This is a genomic window from Metabacillus sp. YM-086, from assembly GCF_048059995.1.
Lineage (GTDB): Bacteria > Bacillota > Bacilli > Bacillales > Bacillaceae > Metabacillus > Metabacillus litoralis_B.
In genome coordinates, this window is the sequence record NZ_JBLUOI010000048.1 from 21,584 (window position 1) to 41,620 (window position 20,037).

The window sequence follows — 20,037 nt, forward strand, 5'->3', positions numbered from 1 at the left end:
ATCCAAAACCAAAGATCTCAGCTTATCACTTTGTCTTGCTAATGTAAAAAAGAAGAGGTTATGATGTAAGAGACTCTAAGTAAAAGTAATTTTATAGGTCTAAATAAATAGCTGCTAATTCTGTAGGATTCATAAAAAGGGGGATTTATATGAGAAAACATAGCTTTATCATGCTGGTCATAATTTTAGTCCTACTTTCTGGTTGTACCCAATCTGAAGAGAGTCTTAGGAATGAATCTATTGATCACACAAAACAGGCTTTTGATAATGAGGAGTTGGAAGTTAATGAAAAAGCAGATCAATTTTCATTTTACTTACCTAATGATTTTAAGATAAAAGAAAAAAATGATTATAATGTATTACTTGAAGACGGTAATAAAAGTTATATCCTTTTTGTTAATTTGAATGAGCCAAAAAATAGTAAAGTTTCCTATGTAACTCTAACTGAGCAGTATCAGGAGCCATTTCTATCAAAAACGTTTGAGCAAAATGATCGTTTTGGTTACTTATTTGTCGTTAAAATTGAAGAAAATAAATATGAAGTAACCGTTGGCGTAGGAGGTACAAAAGTAACAACTGAAGCAAAGGGGAATGATGTAGCAGAGGACGCTGAAGCTATGATGATGATTGCTAATTCTGTTCAATAAATAGGTTTTCAATTACATGCAAGATGGGAAAGTGGAAACATAAACAACAATCATATACACTAGAACTACGCATTTTTGTTTCAGATAACATGCTTTTTCTATTAAAGTTGTGAGGGAAAGTTCTAAAAACACCGACTAAGCTAAGATGAACAACTTGTGATAACAAACCATTATTAGGAGGATATTACGATGAAAAAATTAACATCAGTAGATGAATATAAACAAATTATAGAAAATGAAAAGGTCATTTTCATGTTCTCAGCAGACTGGTGTCCTGACTGCCGTGTGATTGAGCCAGTTCTTCCAGAGCTAGAAGAAGAAAACAGTACATTTACATTTTATTATGTAGACCGAGATCAATTTATTGACCTTTGTGGTGAACTGGATATATTTGGTATTCCGAGCTTTGTTGCCTTTCATAAAGGAAAAGAAGTTGGCCGCTATGTAAATAAAGACAGAAAATCTAAAGAACAAATTCAGGAATTTATCAATACAATAACTGTTTAACATTTAACTGTTTTATATGGTGGAATTTCTTATAAGGGAAGGAGGAAATGAGATGAAAATGACATCAAGAAAATTAGTTGAAACCCTCAAGGAAAAACTTTCAAATCCACAATGGCAGTTTGATTTTGACCGTGAGAAAGATACGTTAAGAGTGGAGGATTCTTTTAGTAAAAAAGGTGTAACCTTATCTCTTCCAGGTATAATTGCAAAATATGAAACCTCAAAGCAGAAAGCGGTAGATGAGGTTGTTTATTATGTAAAGGAAGCATTAACAGTGATGAACGAACAGCAAGATTTATCTGGAAAGGAAAGGAATATATTTCCAGTCATTCGATCCACATCTTTTCCAACAGAGAGCAATGAAGGTATTGCTTTATGTTATAGTGAACATACAGCTGAAACACGTATTTATTATGCGCTAGATCTTGGAAGTACATATCGCTTAATAGATGAAAAGATGATGAAACGAGAAAATTGGACGAAAGATCAGATTAAAGAAGTAGCTGCTTTTAACTTAAGGTCTTTAAAGACTAGTGTAAAAGAAGATTTAGTTGCTGGAAATGTTTTTTATTTTCTAAATGCAAATGATGGTTATGATGCAAGTAGAATACTGAATGAAAGTTTATTACAATCCTTTGCAGAGAAAATAGAAGGGAAAATGGCTGTAGCTGTTCCACATCAAGATGTGCTAATTATAGTAGATGTTCGTAACGATACCGGCTATGATATTTTAGCACAATTAACGATGAGCTTTTTTGCAAGTGGCACAGTTCCTATTACTGCCCTATCCTTTTTATATGAAAACAATGAGCTTGAACCTATTTTTATACTAGGTAAAAATAAACCTCATAAATAAGGGAGCATTCTTAAAGCAATCAGTAGTTTTACGGTTGCTTTAAGTTTTTAACCCCCAAAAATTATTTCCTTTTTTTACCCCTTTAAAGAAAAGATTTATTTCGAACATATTTATTAGCTATATAGTCAAAGAAAAGAGGCAGCCGTGATATAAGTTATTTATATTCGGTCTACCTCTTTTCTTTTGTGTTTGCATTGGAAGTAGATGCCTAATGAAAATCACCGTCCAATATAAACGAATAACTTTTCAAAAGAGACTACACTTTTATCTACAAAAAGAGACATTTATTGATACAATAGAATATATATTTTTACAAGCAAGCTTATTAGATTTGTAAATACAAATATTCATAGTCTCTCACCGAATTAGGGTGGAAGTAAATGTAAGTGATTATTTTTGCTGAATATATTGAAAGAGTGATTAAAAATGAGTTGGATGAAAAAACTATTTTCTTATTTTTTAGGAGATGACGAAAAAGTAAGTGAAAACAGTGAGACGAGAGAACATGAACAAGAAGCTCAAAGAAACATAGGGAGTGCTTCAAAGTTTGAAAATGAAACACAAAATCATCATAAGGCAGAAGCCAGAGTTTCTTATCAATATCCTAAAGGGAATTTCCGTTTTCCAATAATACCTGATGAAAAACAAACATCAAGAGACATGCGGCCAAGGCGTTCAAGTGAAAAATCTCAAACAATGAGCGAAGTAAGACCTGTCTTGCCGAATCGTAAATCTGTGAAGAAAAGATACACCGAAGAAAAAGTAGAAGAAAAACCAATAAAAAAGAAACAACCATTCCACCCTACTTCCATCCCATCTCCGATTTTTGGTTTTCAATCAAAAGAAGAGAGGATGCAAAGTAGAGAAACACAGCATTCGATACAGAAACAACCACAAAGTATAGCGGATAGCAGTTACATGGAGGAACCTGTTACTTACAAGATGGAAACTGAGGCTCCTTTACAGTCTAATCATAAAATGGGTGAAACTGCTGCTACTTTAGAAATATATGAAGAAAATGGGCAGCAAACAGCTATTGAACAATATGACCGCTCTGAATTTCCACAAGAAGAGGAGACTACAGTTACATATTCTCTTGATGATCATGAGATGGAAGAAAACGTATATGAAAGAAATGCTGATATGGTGACTCATGATGAGATAGATGATGATCTTGTAGATGAAGCTCTTTCTATTGTTAAAACTGAGTTTAATAAGAAACAACAACCTGTTGCATTAGATATAGCTGTAGAAAATGAACAAATTGAACAAGAAAGCATTGAAATGAAACCATCATACAATGATCAATATGAGGAAGAAGAACAAACTGAATTGTATCTAAATGAAGATCAAAGCGAGACATTATTTGAGGAAACAAAGGTTTCTGAATTTGAAAATGAGTCATTTCAAGAATCATTTGAAGAATCAATAAGAGAACAAGAAGAACCAATCTTACACGAACCAGAACCACCTAAACAAGAAAGCAATAAGCGAAAACCTTTACCATTTAATGTCATGATGCTAGGAAGAGATAAGCAAAAAATTCGTGAAAAAACAGAACAGCCACAAGAACAAGCGCAAATACAAGAACAAACACAAGAACAAACACAAGAACAAACACAAGAACAAACACAAGTACGAGTTCGGGCACAAACACAAACACAAACACAAACACATGTAGGGAGTTATCAATTTCCATCGCTTGGATTTTTAAATATACCAGAAAAAGAATTAACAGAGGACCATACATGGCTTGAGTCACAAAAAGACCTTCTAAATCTTACATTAAAGAATTTTAATGTAAGGGCAAGTGTAGTGAATGTGACCCAAGGGCCTTCTGTAACAAGATTTGAAGTTCATCCCGAACCGGGAGTGAAAGTTAACAAAATTACAAACTTAAGTGACGATATTAAATTGAGTTTGGCTGCTAAGGATATTAGGATTGAGGCTCCGATTCCAGGAAAGAATACGATTGGAATTGAGGTACCGAATAAGGTAGGTAAAATGGTTTATTTACGCGAGATTTTAAGAAGTTCAGAATTTCGTAATAATCCTTCCCCTATGACCGCAGTACTAGGTTTAGATATTGCCGGTCAACCAGCAGTTACTGATTTGAAGAAAATGCCTCATGGTCTTATAGCTGGAGCAACAGGATCAGGTAAAAGTGTTTGTATAAACACAATTTTGGTGAGTTTATTATATAAAGCCTCACCACATGAAGTGAAATTAATGTTAATTGATCCAAAAATGGTTGAATTGGCACCTTATAATGATATTCCACACCTTGTAAGTCCAGTTATAACGGATGTGAAGGCTGCAACAGCTGCATTGAAATGGGCTGTTGAGGAGATGGAAAGACGTTATGAATTATTTGCTCACTCCGGCACAAGAGAGATTACGAGATATAATCAGCTAGTTAAGGAACATAATCAAGGAGAACATCTCCCGTATCTTGTCATTGTTATTGATGAGCTTGCTGACTTAATGATGGTTGCTCCTAATGATGTAGAAGAAGCCATTTGTCGTATTGCACAAAAAGCTAGGGCATGTGGAATTCACTTAATCGTTGCGACCCAACGTCCCTCTGTTGATGTAATCACTGGTTTAATCAAAGCTAATATTCCAACTAGGATAGCCTTTTCTGTTTCATCTCAAGTTGATTCACGAACGATTATTGACGTGAGCGGTGCAGAAAAACTTCTTGGTAAGGGTGATATGCTCTTTTTGGAAAATGGGTCATCAAAAGCAGTTCGTCTTCAAGGTACTTTTGTATCAGATGAGGAAATTGAAAAAGTCGTAAAGCATGTGAAGCTTCAATCAAAACCGGAATATTTGTTTCATCAAGAGGAATTGGTGAAAAAAGCAACCATTCAATCTGAGGAAGATGAATTATTTGTAGAAGCATGTGAATTTGTCGTTAATCAAGGGGGAGCTTCAACATCAAGCTTACAAAGAAGATTTAGAATTGGATATAATCGAGCAGCACGCCTAATTGATATGATGGAAGACCAAGGAATTATTTCTGAAAATCGTGGCAGCAAACCTAGAGATGTCTTAATTTCGGAAGAAGAGCTTGATTCGATTCATGAAAGTAATGTGTTATAGGAAAAGTAAAGGTAACCAGTCTTAACTGGTTACCTTTAAAATATCATTCAAGATATGCTATTATACGTTTAAAAAGTAGGTTATGTTAAAGGTGTTTCAGTGAATAAGGAAAAAAGTAACTTTACATAACTTGAAGTAGGGTTGTAGTATGAATAATATTGTTTATCTTCATAATCTTCGTGAGGAAAAAGAAAACCAATTAGTTAGCTTTGTTTCTAAACATATATCTGCTACACATATGTACGTAGAACGTCAAGTTAATATTAGAGAAAAAGTAAAAGCAAAGCATATCTTTTCTGAACAAATTTCTTTAGAAAAGGGTGTTGTTTTTTCTTCATTACAAGATAAGCTTTTTAATGATTGGTTTACTTACGATTATGTAACAATTAGCGGCATGACTATTTATCAAAGCTATATTAAAAATGCAAATGGACAAAAGCATCCACTAGATTCTGTTGTCCATGCCCTTTTTATGGCGAGTGTACTTGAACCGTTTAAAGTAATAAAAACTGTTGGAGAGAATATACATGCTAAGAAATTACTAACTGGTGAAGAGTGTGTGATTAAAACGGACAGAAAGGTTGAAGAGGTGGCGCCTTCAAGCATCTTGTTTCTTAGATCAATCCCTTTACTAGATGGACAATTATGTGTAAGCAATATTTTTATTCAACAGGATGATACCTTAATTGATGAATTATTAACGGAATATAAAAAAAGTAGCGAAAGCTGGCGTACATTTTTAAAGAAATATTCCATAAAATATAGTTGGACTAGTCAATCAGTGAAATAAAAGGTGGATAAAGTTGTAAACTTTATTTTTCATGGTCATAATGAATGGCAAATGATATAATATATTTTCGTAAGCTGATTACATATTTAAAAAAATACAAGAAATTAGAAGCGATTCTTAATCGTTTTATATACATGGGTTGCAAATCAAGATAAGCGTCATATACTGTCAATCAGATAGACGTTTGTTGGAGGTTCTTATTATGACTGTTTATCATTTTGTTGGAATTAAAGGGACTGGAATGAGTGCCCTTGCACAGATTTTACATGATATGAATTACGAAGTTCAGGGCTCTGATATTGAGAAAAAAGTGTTTACAGAAAAGGCCTTAGAAGCACGTAATATTAAGATATTACCTTTTTCAAAAGATAATATTAAAGAAGGCTTAACAATCATTGCAGGAAATGCGTATCCCGATACGCATGAAGAAATTGTAGAAGCTAATTCTTTAGGTTTACCTGTTATTCGTTATCATCGCTTTTTAGGAGAATTTCTCCAAAAGTATATAAGTGTGGGGATAACTGGTGTACACGGAAAAACATCAACGACAGGATTACTTTCTCATGTGATTCAAGGCGCAGAACCAACGTCTTACTTAATCGGTGACGGTACTGGTAGTGGGGTACCGGATAGTAAATATTTTATTTTTGAAGCATGTGAATATCGTAGGCATTTCTTATCTTACGAACCTGATTATGCGATTATGACCAATATTGATTTTGATCATCCTGACTATTTTTCAAGTATTGAGGATGTTTTTAGCGCGTTTCAGGAAATGGCACTTCAAGTTAAGAAAGGGATCATCGCCTGTGGTGATGATGAACAGCTTCAACAAATTCAAGCAAAAGTACCTGTTGTTTATTACGGATTCGGTGAAGACAATGACTTTCAAGCAAGAAATGTTGTAAAGTCAACCGATGGGACTTCATTTGATGTATTCGTACGCAATACATTTTATGCTTCGTTCAAAATAACTTCATATGGAGACCATAGTGTACTAAATGCATTATCAGTTATTGCTCTTTGTCATTATGAAGGAATTGACGTAGAGATTATTCAAGAAAGATTACAAACATTTCAAGGTGTTAAAAGACGTTTTAACGAGAAAAAAATTGGCAATCAAATATTAATTGATGACTATGCTCATCACCCAACAGAAATTAATGCAACAATTGATGCTGCTAGACAAAAATATCCTGACAGAGATGTTGTTGCTGTGTTTCAACCACATACATTTACAAGAACACAATCGTTTCTAGAAGAGTTTGCAGAAAGCTTACAAAGAGCTGATTATGTTTACCTGTGTGACATATTTGGATCTGCACGAGAAAATGTTGGAAAGCTTACGATCGATAACTTACTCGAGAAAATTGATCATTCTCAGTTAATTAGAGAAGATGAAACATCCGTTCTTAAGGCTCATGATTCTGCTGTATTAGTATTTATGGGTGCTGGTGACATTCAGAAATACCAAGAAGCATATGAAAATGTTTTAGTTTAAAACGAATAAATGAAAAACAGCTGACTTTCTTATTGAAAGTCAGCTGTTTTCATATAAACGATTATTTTAGATTTTCAGGATTTAATGCATCTAATTCAGGGATCACAAACCGACCATCTTTACGAATTAATACATCATCAAAATAAATTTCGCCTCCCCCGTACTCAGGACGTTGAATCATCACCATATCCCAGTGGATGTTGGAGTTGTTTCCATTATAGGCATCTTCATATGCTTGTCCGGGTGTAAAGTGAAAGCTACCATCAATTTTCTCATCAAATAAAATATCCTGCATTGGATGTTGAATAAATGGATTTACACCAATCGCAAATTCACCAATAAAGCGAGCTCCTTCATCTGTATCAAAAATCTTATTAATTCTTTCTGGATCATTTGCAGTTGCTTCAATAATTTTTCCGTCTTTAAACGTTAATTGTACATTTTCATAGGTAAACCCATTATAAGGAGAAGGCGTGTTATATGTGATTTTTCCATTTACTGAATCACGTACGGGAGCAGTATATACCTCTCCGTCAGGAATGTTCATCTGACCAGAGCACTTAATAGAAGGAATATCACGAATTGAAAAGCTTAAGTCAGTATCAACACCTGTTAATCGGACTTTATCTGTTTTGTTCATTAGTTCTACTAATGCATCCATCGCTTTGTCCATCTTACTATAATCTAAATTACAAACATTAAAATAAAAATCTTCAAATTGTTCAGTACTCATCTTTGCTAATTGAGCCATGGATGATGTTGGATAGCGCAAAACAACCCATCTCGTTTTTGGTACTCTGATTTCTCTATGTACTTTTTGTCCAACTGTTTTTCCTTGTAATTTCATCTTATCATCAGGAACATCTGCAAACTCATTAATATTATCCCCGGAACGAAGGCCGATATAGGCGTCCATTTGACTCATAACCTGTGCTTCAAATTGAGCAATCATATTAAACTGCTCCTCTTGACCACCTATCATTAGAGCACGATCTACTTGATGATCTTTAAGAGATACAAAAGGATAGCCACCTACAGCATAAGCTTCTTTTACAAGGGCAACAACGAGTTCGCGTTGTAGTCCGAAATTTTCAATCAGTACTTTTTCACCCTTTTGTAAATTAATTGAATAATTTATTAGGTTTTTTGCTAATGTTTCAATACGTGGATCTTTCAAATGAAATCCTCCTTTTTATGAGATGCATCTCTATTTTACCCCATCTTAGTAAAACAATGGACATGAATGATAACAGTTGCAAAATTTTCACGAGAGATGTCTATTCATAAGGAGATTTTAGCTTTTATGTAAGATTTATGTTTATAATAGTAGTGGACGGGTAATGAAAAAGAAGAGGTTTAGGAGGTGTGACATATGATTCTTATTTTATATTTAAGTGTTGCTTTAATAGCCATTGCATTTACTATTTTAGTTATTTATGTGTCCAAAACATTAAGGGCACTACAATCAACTTTAACAAATGTTGCGGGAACTTTATCAGGTCTTGAAAAGCAAATGGAAGGAATAACAACTGAAACAACGCAATTATTACATAAAACAAATGCTCTTGCAGAAGATATTCAGCAAAAGTCAGATAGGCTGAACATAGTAATTGAGTCGGTTAAAGATGTAGGAGACACCATTCAGCAGCTTAATACGACAGTGAAAAGAGTGACGACAACTGCCTCAACAAACCTTGAACAAAATCAGGATAAAATTAATCAAGTGGTGCAATGGAGTAATGCTGCAATGGAAATATGGGCAAAATGGAAACAGAAATCGGAAAACAAGCAACAAATTAATGGTTAATTAGTAATATATCCAATAGAGGAGGTTGAACGAAATGGCTAAAAAAAACAATGGTAAAGACTTTATTATCGGTTCACTTGTAGGAGGACTTGTAGGTGCAGCAACCGCGTTATTTTTAGCACCTAAGTCAGGGAAGGAAATTCGTGATAACTTAAGTGAGCAAGCTAGCGTGATGAAGGATCGAACTGGAAAATTGACAAATGATGCCCTAGAAAAGAGCTCAGGGTTAGCATCATTGGCAAAAGAGAAAACATCTTCATTATCACAGGCTGTAACAGAACAATCCTCACAAATAATGGATAAAGTTCGTTCCATTACAAAAACGGCTGAGTCAGAAGATCAGGCAGAATTTGTGGAAAAGGAAATAACAAATGCTTTAGAGGAACTTACGGAAGGATCAGAAGGACAAAAGGAAGAAGCTTCTGTAGAGGAACCTAATGAAAACACAGAAGAAACTACACAACCATCTAAGGAAGTCTCTAGTCAATCTGAAGAGGAAGTAAAAACAAATAGTTAATAAACTAAAAGCAGCCTTAAGCTGCTTCTCAATAGGTGTAGAAGGGTGAACGACGTGAGCGATCAATTAATTGAAACAGTAGAACAATTTGAAGAATTATTTCAAAAACACACAGAATTTCTATTTGTTAAGAACAGCCTAACATGTCCAATCAGTCAGGCAGCTTTTGAAGAATATCAAGAGTTTGCAGGGCAACATAACGAGTATCCTTGTTATCATTTACATGTTCAGGAGTCTCGTCCATTATCTAACTACATTGCTGAGCAATTTGCCATTAAGCATGAGTCACCACAAGCATTGTTATTTAAAGGAAAAGAAATTGTGTGGAATGCTTCTCACTGGAAAATAACAAATGATGCATTAAAAAAAGAAATTAACGGGTAATCGAAAAAAGTGTCTAACTCTTAATTGAGTCAGACACTTTTTTGTTTCTTAATTCATCCATTTAATTGTGAGTTCATCCCCAGGTGTAAGGGGCTCCTGAAAGCTAACTTCTTGATTATTTCTCAAAAGTTTAAATTGAGTGTTTGCCGTACTAGGAATTTTTAGATCAATAACAGTAAACAGGTCCTGAAAAATAAAAGGTTCAATTACTCTTTTTTTAGTTGTAAGCTCATCACCATTATAGATGAGGTCTGCATCAGTTAATTTAACATCCTTGCGGAAAAATTCGGTAACAGGCTTTTCAAGGTTTATAGAATTTCCATTATAGATAATAGGCAGGGTTTGGTTTTGTACTAAATCAGCTTCTTGGACAAACTCCTGAAGTGTGGGAATCTTTGTTTGTTGCATGGTGATGATATCCCCATTTTCGAGAACGGAATCTTTAAAAGCTGTTAAGCCGTTTTTAACGATCTTTCCTGAAAATATCTGAATGGTATGGATCTTATTGTCTATTTTTACAGAGAACGTTTTTAACTTATCAAGTTCTTTTCCATGCCCAACTCTTTTAACAAAAGTCTCTATGGATGATGGGATGGTACATGTTACTTTGTCACGGTCTGATAAAATAGCTTCCTTTGTTACTTCTTTGTCATTTAATAAAATACTTGCATGAAGAGTATATGATTCACCATTTATACTGATTGTTTTAGAAGGAACCTCATCAAGTATAGAGCCAATTGTAACAACTGGAGCTTTTCCATCTATTCCATTTTCAACTGTAATAATGTCTCCGTGCTTAATAGGATCTTCCAATGAACAATTTTCTGCATTTTTTCTAATTAATGGTGCAGTTCCGTGTTCGCCCGGAATGGTAATGGCCTGCCCATTAACATTTACAAATAAAGCCATACCGGGCTTACCATATAGTTTATTAAGCTGAATTCCCGAAGCTAATAAGCTGTCTGCTACGGTTAAAGCTTTCATATGAAAAAGTCTAACGGAGCGTTCATTCACTTTTACACTAATATATTGTATAGGGTTTTGCTTAGATGAAACAGCAATGCCAATAGGAGTAACAAGCTCAGGTCCTTTGTTAATATGCTCGGCAAGTACAAGCTGAGAAATCGCATCAATTCCTCTAATGGCAACACGATTTTCAGCCAATTCTAGAAGTTCTGCAAGTCTTTTAGCTAATTCTGGAGTTTGACTTCCCCCACCCACTAGCATGACGGCCTTTGGTGAACGATTATTATTTAGTCGTAAAATTTCATCTTTAATTGCTTTTGTTAACCGATCAATCGCTGGTGAGATTTTCGTTATAACATCTTCTTTTGGTAATTCTGTTTCAAAACCTAGAATATCAGTTATGGTAATAGCTGCTTCCGTAAGTAATTTTCTTTTTGCTTCCTCAGCTTTAGGGAAGTCCAGTAAAAATTCATCTGAAACAGCTTCCGTTATTTCATCCCCAGCAATAGGAACCATGCCATAAGAAATGATTGTGCCCATATCTGTAATGGCAATATCTGATGTGCCTGCTCCGATGTCTACAAGTGCCACATTTAATCGTCTCATGGAAGGGGGAATTAACACATTGATAGCAGCGATTGGCTCTAATGTTAATGCTTCCATTTCGAGATTTGCACGATTCAAGGCAGCTAATAACGATTCAACAACAATCTTTGGTAAAAAAGTTGCTATAATGTCAACACTTGCTTCTTCGCCTTGTTGATCTATTAAACTACCAATTTCCTCACCATCTAATTTGTAATGAAGAACTGAATAACCAACACAATCATAATGATGTGAACGTTCGTTTTCATGTTTTTCAGCAAGCTGTTTTTGGGCATTTTGAACAGCCATTAATTCCAAATGAAGAATATCTTCCTTTTGAATCATAGGCTTTCCACTGATCTCTATTGAAATGGTTGCTCTTTCTGTTTTTAATGCACGACCGGCAGCGGCTACGCATACTTTATGAAGAGGACCATAAATGTGTTCAAGCTCTTCTTTAACAGAAGTAATGACATTGGCTACAGATAATACATCGTGTATTTGACCATCAAGCATGGATCTTTTATCATGTTCTTTGATAACCGTGTCCATGATATGATAGAAGCCGTTTTCTTCTTTTAAAATTAAACCAACAACAGATCTTGTTCCAATATCAAGAGCAAATGTTAAATCTTTGTTTGTCATGATCGTTACACCTTCTTTAAACAGAGTTTTAAAAAAAGAACTCTGAATATGATCTTTCCTTTATTTTGCATGTACTCTTTATAAATCCAAGGTTAACAGGCTTTGTAAAGAACGTATGGCCTTACACTTTACTGCTTAAAAGCTTAAAAGCGTTTAAATGTTAAAGTTTTTAATGACAATCACTATTTTATCGTTTATAATTACAACTAATTATAGAAAATGTACCACACTTTTATGGAATGATAAAGAAAACCTTATGTTGCAATACTTCATTCATTAAGAGTGGTTTACTATTTTCAAAAATTGATTGCGAAAGGATGAGAGAGATGAGTAATGCGGAATTAGAAGCATTAAGAGAGAGAGCAGATGAGATTAATTTACAGATTTTAAAGTTAATTAATGAGCGAGGAAGAGTTGTGCAGGAGATCGGGAAAGCGAAAGATGCACAAGGTGTACATCGTTATGATCCTGTTCGCGAGCGCAAAATGTTAAATAGTATTAAGGAATATAACGATGGACCATTCGAAAACTCTACATTACAACATATTTTCAAAGAAATCTTTAAAGCTAGCCTAGAGCTGCAGGAAGATGATCATAGTAAAGCTTTACTAGTTTCACGTAAGAAAAAACCTGAGGACACAATTGTTGAAGTAAACGGTGTAAGAATTGGTGATGGAAGTCAATCGTTTATTATCGGTCCATGTGCTGTAGAAAGCTATGATCAGGTAGCATCTGTTGCAGAACAGGCTGTGAAACAAGGGATTAAAATTCTTCGCGGTGGTGCGTTTAAACCACGTACTAGTCCATATGACTTCCAAGGTCTTGGTCTTGAAGGTTTAAAGATTTTAAGAAAAGTTGGAGATGAATATGGCTTAGCTATTATTAGTGAAATTGTTAACCCGGCTGATATTGAAACGGCGCTAGACTATGTTGATATCATTCAAATTGGTGCACGTAACATGCAGAACTTTGAATTGTTAAAAGCAGCTGGAGCTGTTCGAAAACCAGTACTCTTAAAGCGTGGCTTAGCAGCAACAATTGACGAATTTGTTAATGCTGCAGAATATATTATCTCACAAGGAAATGACCAAATCATTTTATGTGAGCGTGGTATTCGTACTTATGAGCGTGCTACTAGAAATACATTGGATATTTCTGCTGTACCAATCTTAAAACAAGAAACTCATTTACCAGTCTTTGTTGATGTAACTCATTCAACTGGAAGAAGAGATTTACTTGTTCCAACAGCGAAAGCAGCATTGGCTATTGGAGCTGATGGTGTAATGGCAGAAGTTCATCCAGATCCTGCTGTTGCTTTATCAGATTCGGCGCAGCAAATGGATTTTGATCAATTCAGCAATTTTATATCTGAACTAAAACCTTTAGTAAAAGTAAACGCATAAGAAACAATCTATTGAAGAGGCTGACTAAAAGCAGGAACTTGTTAATGCTACTTAATGTAGTTAAAAGTTTCTACTTGTGTCAGCCTCTCTTTATTTCTATTTTTATTCATAAAAATTGAATTTACAGGTAAAAATGTAAATAGAAGAGGATGAAAATGAGAGTAGACTTGTTTTTAAATACGTATATATGTGAAAAAACGAACAAATATGTGAAAACAACGTAAAAATGCGTTGAAATAGATTGCAGACGTTTTCAGAGTATCGTATGATAAGGTACATAGAACGGGATAAAGTACTTAGATACGACAAGAGGTTACAGCTTATTACATAGCAAAGTATCATAATGAACGTAATGAAAATAGTAAATATATATTTCGTATGTATTTGAAGGAGTGTTGATCATGTCAAGTGTTACAATATATGATGTTGCTCGTGAAGCAAATGTTTCAATGGCAACTGTTTCTCGTGTAGTAAACGGAAATCCCAATGTTAAGCCAACAACAAGAAAAAAAGTTTTAGATGCTATTGAGCGATTAGGGTACCGTCCAAACGCAGTGGCTAGAGGATTGGCTAGTAAAAAAACCACAACTGTAGGAGTCATTATCCCGGATATCTCAAGTATTTTCTATTCAGAATTAGCCCGTGGAATTGAAGATATTGCTACGATGTACAAGTACAATATTATTTTAAGTAATTCTGATCAAAATAAAGATAAGGAATTACATCTGTTAAATACAATGTTAGGGAAACAAGTGGACGGAATTGTGTTCATGAGTGGAAATGTAACAGAAGAGTTAGTAGAACAATTTAAACGTTCTCCAGTACCAATTGTTTTAGCTGCATCTGTTGATTTAACAGGAACAACACCTTCGGTTAATATTAATTACGAGCAGGCGGCATATGATGTTATTTCTATGTTAATTGAGAAGGGACATAAAAGAATCGCATATGTTGAAGGACCAGCAGAAGAGCCTGTTAACCGCTTGAAAAAATCAGTTGGATATAAACGTGCCTTAGAAGAGGCAGGACTTCCTTTTGATGAAGAATTAGTTGTCGAAGGTGATTATACGTACGATTCTGGAATTGAAGCTTTTGATAAGATTGATGAATTACAGGAAAAACCAACAGCAATTTTCGTTGGTACAGATGAAATGGCATTGGGAGTTATTCATGGTGCACAAGATCGTCAATATTCAATTCCTGAAGATTTTGAAATAGTTGGTTTCGATAACACTAGACTTGCAACAATGGTACGACCACAGTTAACAACTGTTGTTCAACCGACTTATGACATCGGAGCAGTTGCTATGCGTTTATTAACCAAATATATGAATAAAGAAGAAGTAGAAAATCATATCGTAGAGCTACCACACCGAATTGAGTATAGACAATCAACTAAATAATGGAATGAACAAAGAAACGAGCAAACCTTTTGATTTGCTCGTTTTGTTATATAATAAAGAAGTTAGCTTATGGCATCATTGGAGGATTTCCTGCATTTTTGGCAGGGATCATCACTCACTTCGTTATTGGCTACACAACAATTGTTCATTTACTACCGGCTTATGTCGCTGTTGCTCTTTATATTTTTGGACTTGTTTTCACCTATTCCTTCTTAATGAAAGGTGAAAATAAGTAAAAAAATAGAAACACATTTTTAAGTGTGCTTCTATTTTTTTATATTTTTCTATTTACTTGGTCGGATAGGTAAAAGTGCTTTTTCAACTGTTAAGGCATTTTTTTCTTCAATCTCAGCTTTCCTAGGGATTGGTTTATAAAGATCTTCATGATCGTACCAACGCTCTGGTAATTTTACTGGAGATTTTTTTTGCCATTTATCAATCCATGATTTTGGGATGGTATCAGGAATGTTTTTTTGATTCATTTCAAGCCATATTAAGCTCCATGCTCTAGGAACAACTCTCCAAATATCATATCCCCCACCACCAACTGCTATCCATCGGCCACCACAATATTTGTGGGCAATTTCATGAGCAATTTTAGGAATTTCGTGATAAATGGCCATTGTAGCCGATAAATGTGTTAAGGGATCATGATAATGTGCATCTGCTCCGTTTTGTGTTAGAATAACATCTGGTTTAAAAAAAGCGGCAACCTCCTCTATAGAGGTACGGTAGGCATCAAGCCATGATTCATCCTCTGTGAACGCATCTAAAGGAATGTTAAAGGAGTAGCCATATCCTTTACCGGCGCCACGTTCTGTTACATTTCCTGTTCCAGGGAATAGGTATCTGCCCGTTTCATGAATAGAAAGTGTACATACATTCGGATCATCATAAAAAGTCCACTGAACTCCATCGCCATGATGAGCATCGGTATCGATATATAAAACTTTTACACCATATTTCTCCTGCATATATTTTATCGCTACAGAGCTATCATTATAAATGCAAAATCCGGATGCTTTTCCTCTAAACCCATGATGTAGTCCTCCACCAAAATTTGCGGCATGTGTTGCTTTCCCTTCCATTACATAATCAACAGCAGTCAAGGTTCCTCCTACAAGTAATGAACTCGCTTCGTGCATGTTAGGAAAGATTGGAGTATCTTCTGTGCCGATCCCATAGTTGAGTGCTTCCTCATTTTGCAATTTTCCGTGTCCAGCTAATTCTACAGCTTTAATATATTTTCGATCATGAATTAGTGCTAATTCATCTATTGTAGCCATTCTAGGTGTAACGAGGTCTGCTTCATCAAGTGCCTTTATTTCTTTTAGTAGATCATAAGTTAGTTCAACTCGTAATTGATTAAAAGGGTGATCATTATGAAACTTATACTGCTGAAATAGGGGAGAGTAGACAAATACAGTATCTTTCTTTGTCATCTAGCATTCTCCGACAAATCAGGCGATAATACTTGGTATCCTTCAGCTTTTAAGTCATTTATGATCATTGTTACATTTATTGTTTGAATACGAAAAACAAGTATTTTATATTTATCGTCCGTATCAGGATAGATAAGCGCACTTGCAATATTTGCTTTTCTTTTTAGAAAAATGGAAGCAACCTCAGCTAACATTCCAGCTTTATTCGGAACCTTTATTTCAATATGTGATGCAGGCTGGTCAGCACCCGTTAGTTTTACAAATGTATGTAATAAATCCGATTCGGTAATTAGCCCAACAAGTTGACGATCCTGAAGAATTGGTAAACAACCAATTCTGTTATCAATTAAAATGGCTGCAACCTCTTCAACAAAGTCTAGTGGATGTCCGGTAATAAGATCAGTGGACATAATTTTCTTAATAGGTTTGTTTAAAAAATCCTCCTTTAGCTCCAGCTGGAAAATAGATGGGCTAGCATCTTTAACATCTCTTTCCGTCACAATCCCAACTAATTGATTCGATTCGTTCACAATTGGAATGTGACGTATTTTATTTTTTTTCATTGATGCTAGTGCGAGACTTATAGGATCATCAGAACGTAAGGTAATAATGTCTTGCTTCATGATTTGTCTAACAATCATTGTTTTTCCCTCCCAGGGTTTAGGTTAGCGACGATCTGTTTATCTATATGAATTAATACATGAAACGGTTTTTAAACCGCAGCTGATCAAACTTTTGAACAGATTCAGAATGGATTCTTTTTCCTATTCTAGCCATAAGGCAATTTGCTGGGTGAGAACTTATTTCAGGTTCATCTGTAGCGTACCATTCTAACCCTCCAGCATTCATCATTTTTTCCATTACTTTTCGATATTCCCATACATTTAATCCAGATCCTTTTAAGTCCCAATGCCAATAGTACTCTGTTGTAATGATAATATAATCTTCCATTGCATCATCCATCATTGAAACTCTTAGGAGATTTTTTCCTACTGAATAACCGCGGAATTCAGGTGCAACTTCAATTGCACCTAATTCTATTAATTCCTCCATATTTCCTTCAGACCATCTTTCAAGTGGATCAGGGTAGAGGTATGTAACATATCCAATAATAACTTCACGATGTCTAGCAATAATAATTCTACCTTCGGGTAAACCTGCTATTTCTACTAATGCTTTTTGCTGCTGCTTAGGCTGACGAAATGCTACTAATCCATCGTGAAATTCATAGCCTGCAAGCTTATCAGGTGGGATTGGCCCTTCAATAAAAATACTTCCGATCGGTGTTTTTAATTCTTTAGCATTATATGTCTTAGGATGTTTCATTAGGTCACCGCCCTTTATTGTAATAAAAGAAAATTATTTTTAAGGAATTGATACAAAAATTCATTTTGTATTTTATCTTTGCAAAATCGTATCATATTGAATAGGGTAGAAAAAAGTCTTGCAAAGTATTTTCATTTTGCGTTATATTCAAGGTGAAGGTGGCTAATTTTTACAAATTGTTATGAGTTTGCCATTTGGATTTCATATGTCTACTATCTATTATACTAGATTAAGGTAAAAATTTAAGCGTTTACAAGATAATAAATTATATAAATTTCAAAAATTGTGAAAAATGAAGTATTGTAATATAATAGATATGTATTCTACATAAGGGGGAGTTAAGATGAAATTGGAAGCGTTACCAGTAACGAAGGGGAATTATAATTTAACAGACTATGATACAACGTATCACTCATTTGATTGGTCAGAAGTTGAAAAGAATTTTACCTGGGCTGAAACAGGCCGTGTTAATGCTGCATATGAAGCAATTGATAAGCATGTAGAAACGTTCCGAAAAAATAAAGTGGCTCTTTATTATCGCGACCCTGAACGAGATGAGAAATATACATTTAAAGAATTAAAAGAGCTTTCAAATAAAGCTGCGAACGTCTTAAAGGATAAAGCTGATGTTGTAAAAGGTGACCGCCTTTTTGTATTTATGCCAAGAACCCCTGAATTATATTCTGTCATTTTAGGTGCAATTAAGCTTGGGGCTATTGTTGGTCCTTTATTCGAAGCTTTTATGGAAGGTGCTGTAAGAGACCGATTAGAAGATAGTGATGCAAAAGTAATCGTTACAACTCCTGAGTTACTTGAAAGAGTTCCTGTAAATGAACTACCATCCTTAAAGCATGTTGTTATTGTTGGGGAAACGGTAGACGACTCTCATATAGATTTACTAACTGAGATGAAAACAGCAAGTAAGGAATTAGAAATTGAATGGATGGAAAAAACAGATGGGTTACTGCTTCACTATACATCTGGTTCAACTGGTAAACCAAAAGGTGTTCTGCACGTCCATGGGGCAATGGTTCAGCATTACCAAACTTCACAATGGGTATTAGACTTAAAAGAGGATGATGTATACTGGTGCACAGCAGATCCAGGCTGGGTAACAGGAACTGTTTACGGAATCTTCGGACCATGGTTATCTGGGGCCACTAATGTTATTGTTGGTGGAAGATTTAAACCAGAGTCATGGTATCAAACGATTGAGGATTATGGTGTTACTGTTTGGTATAGTGCACCAACAGCTTTTAGAATGTTGATGGGAGCTGGAGATGAACTTGTTAAACAATTTAACACAAGCACATTAAGACATATTTTAAGTGTGGGTGAACCATTAAACCCTGAGGTAGTTCGTTGGGGAGTAAAGGTATTCAACAACCGCATACATGATACTTGGTGGATGACAGAAACTGGGGCACAACTAATTTGCAATTATCCATGTATGGAAATAAAGCCTGGTTCTATGGGTAAACCAATTCCTGGTGTAGAAGCTGCAATTGTTGATGATCAAGGTAATGAATTACCACCATATCGAATGGGGAACCTAGCTATTAAAAAAGGCTGGCCTTCAATGATGCATACGATTTGGAATAATCAGGAGAAGTTTGAATCTTATTTTATGCCTGGTGACTGGTACGTTTCTGGGGACTCTGCTTATATGGATGAAGATGGATACTTCTGGTTCCAAGGCCGTATAGATGATGTTATTATGACTTCAGGTGAACGTGTAGGACCGTTTGAGGTTGAAAGTAAACTGGTCGAGCACCCTGCGATTGCTGAAGCAGGTGTAATCGGAAAACCTGACCCTGTTAGAGGAGAAATTATTAAAGCATTCGTCGCACTTCGTGAAGGGTATGAACCAACTGATGAATTAAAGGAAGAAATCCGCACATTTGTGAAAAAAGGATTAGCAGCTCATGCTGCTCCACGTGAAATAGATTTCCGTGATAAACTTCCTAAAACACGAAGCGGAAAAATTATGCGTCGTGTGTTAAAGGCTTGGGAGCTTGATTTACCTACAGGTGACTTATCAACAATGGAAGATTAATAAAAAAAGAGCTGTTCAAAAATAAAGTGGTCCCTATGTCAAGGACACTTTGAAAAAGAGGCCTTAAATTATGTTAATTAATATTGTATTCTTCCGT

The 20,037-nt window shown here is 35.0% G+C and carries 18 protein-coding genes; 13 read left to right on the forward strand and 5 right to left on the reverse strand.

Annotated elements, in window-relative coordinates; all coding sequences use genetic code 11:
• Nucleotides 1–149 precede the first annotated feature (149 nt).
• The 6 genes from ACEWK1_RS18525 to murC all read left to right on the forward strand — a co-directional run bounded on the left by ACEWK1_RS18525 (nucleotide 150) and on the right by murC (nucleotide 7,406).
• Nucleotides 150–647 (forward strand): hypothetical protein, encoded by a 498-nt coding sequence (locus ACEWK1_RS18525; RefSeq protein WP_212136964.1) that lies wholly within the window; start codon nucleotides 150–152, stop codon nucleotides 645–647.
• Nucleotides 648–836: 189 nt separating this feature from the next.
• Nucleotides 837–1,154 carry a thioredoxin family protein gene (locus tag ACEWK1_RS18530; RefSeq protein WP_212136962.1) on the forward strand — a complete coding sequence of 106 codons (318 nt, stop codon included), beginning with the start codon at nucleotides 837–839 and terminating at the stop codon, nucleotides 1,152–1,154.
• Nucleotides 1,155–1,206: 52 nt separating this feature from the next.
• Entirely contained in the window at nucleotides 1,207–2,010 is an 804-nt protein-coding gene (locus ACEWK1_RS18535) for a DUF1444 domain-containing protein (protein WP_232273848.1), read from the forward strand.
• 426 nt (nucleotides 2,011–2,436) lie between these two features.
• Nucleotides 2,437–5,115, forward strand: coding sequence for a DNA translocase FtsK (locus ACEWK1_RS18540; RefSeq protein ID WP_212136960.1), 2,679 nt, complete (start codon nucleotides 2,437–2,439; stop codon nucleotides 5,113–5,115).
• Nucleotides 5,116–5,263: 148 nt separating this feature from the next.
• The gene (locus ACEWK1_RS18545; RefSeq protein WP_212136958.1) at nucleotides 5,264–5,905 is read left to right on the forward strand and encodes a hypothetical protein; all 642 of its coding nucleotides are present in this window, start codon (nucleotides 5,264–5,266) and stop codon (nucleotides 5,903–5,905) included.
• A gap of 202 nt (nucleotides 5,906–6,107) precedes the next feature.
• On the forward strand, nucleotides 6,108–7,406 hold the full coding sequence (murC, locus tag ACEWK1_RS18550) for a UDP-N-acetylmuramate--L-alanine ligase (RefSeq protein WP_098794979.1): 1,299 nt from the start codon (nucleotides 6,108–6,110) through the stop codon (nucleotides 7,404–7,406).
• A 61-nt stretch (nucleotides 7,407–7,467) separates the two neighbouring features.
• Here murC and ACEWK1_RS18555 read toward each other — a convergent pair whose 3' ends face one another.
• Nucleotides 7,468–8,583: an aminopeptidase gene (locus ACEWK1_RS18555; RefSeq protein WP_212136956.1), complete on the reverse strand. Its 1,116-nt coding sequence runs from the start codon at nucleotides 8,581–8,583 to the stop codon at nucleotides 7,468–7,470.
• A gap of 195 nt (nucleotides 8,584–8,778) precedes the next feature.
• Between ACEWK1_RS18555 and ACEWK1_RS18560 the strand changes: the two genes are divergently transcribed.
• From ACEWK1_RS18560 to ytxJ, 3 genes are read left to right on the forward strand one after another with little or no spacing between them, the layout of a single operon-like run.
• Nucleotides 8,779–9,213: a DUF948 domain-containing protein gene (locus ACEWK1_RS18560; RefSeq protein ID WP_212136953.1), complete on the forward strand. Its 435-nt coding sequence runs from the start codon at nucleotides 8,779–8,781 to the stop codon at nucleotides 9,211–9,213.
• A gap of 34 nt (nucleotides 9,214–9,247) precedes the next feature.
• The gene (locus ACEWK1_RS18565; RefSeq protein WP_212136952.1) at nucleotides 9,248–9,730 is read left to right on the forward strand and encodes a YtxH domain-containing protein; all 483 of its coding nucleotides are present in this window, start codon (nucleotides 9,248–9,250) and stop codon (nucleotides 9,728–9,730) included.
• A 54-nt stretch (nucleotides 9,731–9,784) separates the two neighbouring features.
• Nucleotides 9,785–10,114 (forward strand): bacillithiol system redox-active protein YtxJ, encoded by a 330-nt coding sequence (gene ytxJ, locus ACEWK1_RS18570; RefSeq protein WP_212136949.1) that lies wholly within the window; start codon nucleotides 9,785–9,787, stop codon nucleotides 10,112–10,114.
• Nucleotides 10,115–10,162: 48 nt separating this feature from the next.
• Here the strand turns inward: ytxJ and ACEWK1_RS18575 are convergent, their stop codons facing one another.
• Complete coding sequence (locus ACEWK1_RS18575) at nucleotides 10,163–12,310, reverse strand: cell division protein FtsA (protein WP_212136947.1); 2,148 nt, start codon at nucleotides 12,308–12,310, stop codon at nucleotides 10,163–10,165.
• A 326-nt stretch (nucleotides 12,311–12,636) separates the two neighbouring features.
• On the opposite strand from ACEWK1_RS18575, the gene ACEWK1_RS18580 reads away from it, so the two are divergent.
• From ACEWK1_RS18580 to ACEWK1_RS18590, 3 genes are all read left to right on the forward strand, one after another.
• Nucleotides 12,637–13,713, forward strand: a complete 1,077-nt coding sequence (locus ACEWK1_RS18580; protein WP_121663073.1) for a bifunctional 3-deoxy-7-phosphoheptulonate synthase/chorismate mutase — start codon at nucleotides 12,637–12,639, stop codon at nucleotides 13,711–13,713.
• Nucleotides 13,714–14,114: 401 nt separating this feature from the next.
• Nucleotides 14,115–15,116 (forward strand): catabolite control protein A, encoded by a 1,002-nt coding sequence (gene ccpA / locus ACEWK1_RS18585; protein WP_098794986.1) that lies wholly within the window; start codon nucleotides 14,115–14,117, stop codon nucleotides 15,114–15,116.
• A gap of 98 nt (nucleotides 15,117–15,214) precedes the next feature.
• The gene (locus ACEWK1_RS18590) at nucleotides 15,215–15,352 is read left to right on the forward strand and encodes a hypothetical protein (RefSeq protein WP_162987248.1); all 138 of its coding nucleotides are present in this window, start codon (nucleotides 15,215–15,217) and stop codon (nucleotides 15,350–15,352) included.
• Nucleotides 15,353–15,400: 48 nt separating this feature from the next.
• Here ACEWK1_RS18590 and ACEWK1_RS18595 read toward each other — a convergent pair whose 3' ends face one another.
• The 3 genes from ACEWK1_RS18595 to ACEWK1_RS18605 are packed head-to-tail and all read right to left on the reverse strand — an operon-like array spanning nucleotide 15,401 to nucleotide 17,884.
• Nucleotides 15,401–16,558 carry an acetoin utilization protein AcuC gene (locus ACEWK1_RS18595; RefSeq protein ID WP_121663071.1) on the reverse strand — a complete coding sequence of 386 codons (1,158 nt, stop codon included), beginning with the start codon at nucleotides 16,556–16,558 and terminating at the stop codon, nucleotides 15,401–15,403.
• Entirely contained in the window at nucleotides 16,555–17,199 is a 645-nt protein-coding gene (locus ACEWK1_RS18600; RefSeq protein ID WP_121663070.1) for an acetoin utilization AcuB family protein, read from the reverse strand. The genes ACEWK1_RS18595 and ACEWK1_RS18600 overlap by 4 nt, the downstream gene beginning before the upstream one ends.
• Nucleotides 17,200–17,251: 52 nt before the next feature.
• A complete protein-coding gene (locus tag ACEWK1_RS18605; RefSeq protein ID WP_121663069.1) occupies nucleotides 17,252–17,884 on the reverse strand; it encodes a GNAT family N-acetyltransferase in 633 nt (210 codons plus the stop codon).
• Between the two features lie 343 nt (nucleotides 17,885–18,227).
• Between ACEWK1_RS18605 and acsA the strand changes: the two genes are divergently transcribed.
• Nucleotides 18,228–19,940 (forward strand): acetate--CoA ligase, encoded by a 1,713-nt coding sequence (gene acsA, locus ACEWK1_RS18610; protein ID WP_212136945.1) that lies wholly within the window; start codon nucleotides 18,228–18,230, stop codon nucleotides 19,938–19,940.
• The last annotated feature ends 97 nt before the right edge of the window (nucleotides 19,941–20,037 follow it).

Coding starts and splice junctions, on each gene's coding strand:
- ccpA (WP_098794986.1), top strand. CDS start 14,115: ATGTCAAGTGTTACAATATATGATGTTGCTCGTGAAGCAAATGTTTCA.
- murC (WP_098794979.1), top strand. CDS start 6,108: ATGACTGTTTATCATTTTGTTGGAATTAAAGGGACTGGAATGAGTGCC.
- ACEWK1_RS18535 (WP_232273848.1), top strand. CDS start 1,207: ATGAAAATGACATCAAGAAAATTAGTTGAAACCCTCAAGGAAAAACTT.
- ACEWK1_RS18605 (WP_121663069.1), bottom strand. CDS start 17,884: ATGAAACATCCTAAGACATATAATGCTAAAGAATTAAAAACACCGATC.
- ACEWK1_RS18580 (WP_121663073.1), top strand. CDS start 12,637: ATGAGTAATGCGGAATTAGAAGCATTAAGAGAGAGAGCAGATGAGATT.
- ACEWK1_RS18545 (WP_212136958.1), top strand. CDS start 5,264: ATGAATAATATTGTTTATCTTCATAATCTTCGTGAGGAAAAAGAAAAC.
- ACEWK1_RS18525 (WP_212136964.1), top strand. CDS start 150: ATGAGAAAACATAGCTTTATCATGCTGGTCATAATTTTAGTCCTACTT.
- ACEWK1_RS18565 (WP_212136952.1), top strand. CDS start 9,248: ATGGCTAAAAAAAACAATGGTAAAGACTTTATTATCGGTTCACTTGTA.
- ACEWK1_RS18595 (WP_121663071.1), bottom strand. CDS start 16,558: ATGACAAAGAAAGATACTGTATTTGTCTACTCTCCCCTATTTCAGCAG.
- ACEWK1_RS18575 (WP_212136947.1), bottom strand. CDS start 12,310: ATGACAAACAAAGATTTAACATTTGCTCTTGATATTGGAACAAGATCT.
- ACEWK1_RS18530 (WP_212136962.1), top strand. CDS start 837: ATGAAAAAATTAACATCAGTAGATGAATATAAACAAATTATAGAAAAT.
- ACEWK1_RS18560 (WP_212136953.1), top strand. CDS start 8,779: ATGATTCTTATTTTATATTTAAGTGTTGCTTTAATAGCCATTGCATTT.
- ACEWK1_RS18600 (WP_121663070.1), bottom strand. CDS start 17,199: ATGATTGTTAGACAAATCATGAAGCAAGACATTATTACCTTACGTTCT.
- acsA (WP_212136945.1), top strand. CDS start 18,228: ATGAAATTGGAAGCGTTACCAGTAACGAAGGGGAATTATAATTTAACA.
- ACEWK1_RS18540 (WP_212136960.1), top strand. CDS start 2,437: ATGAGTTGGATGAAAAAACTATTTTCTTATTTTTTAGGAGATGACGAA.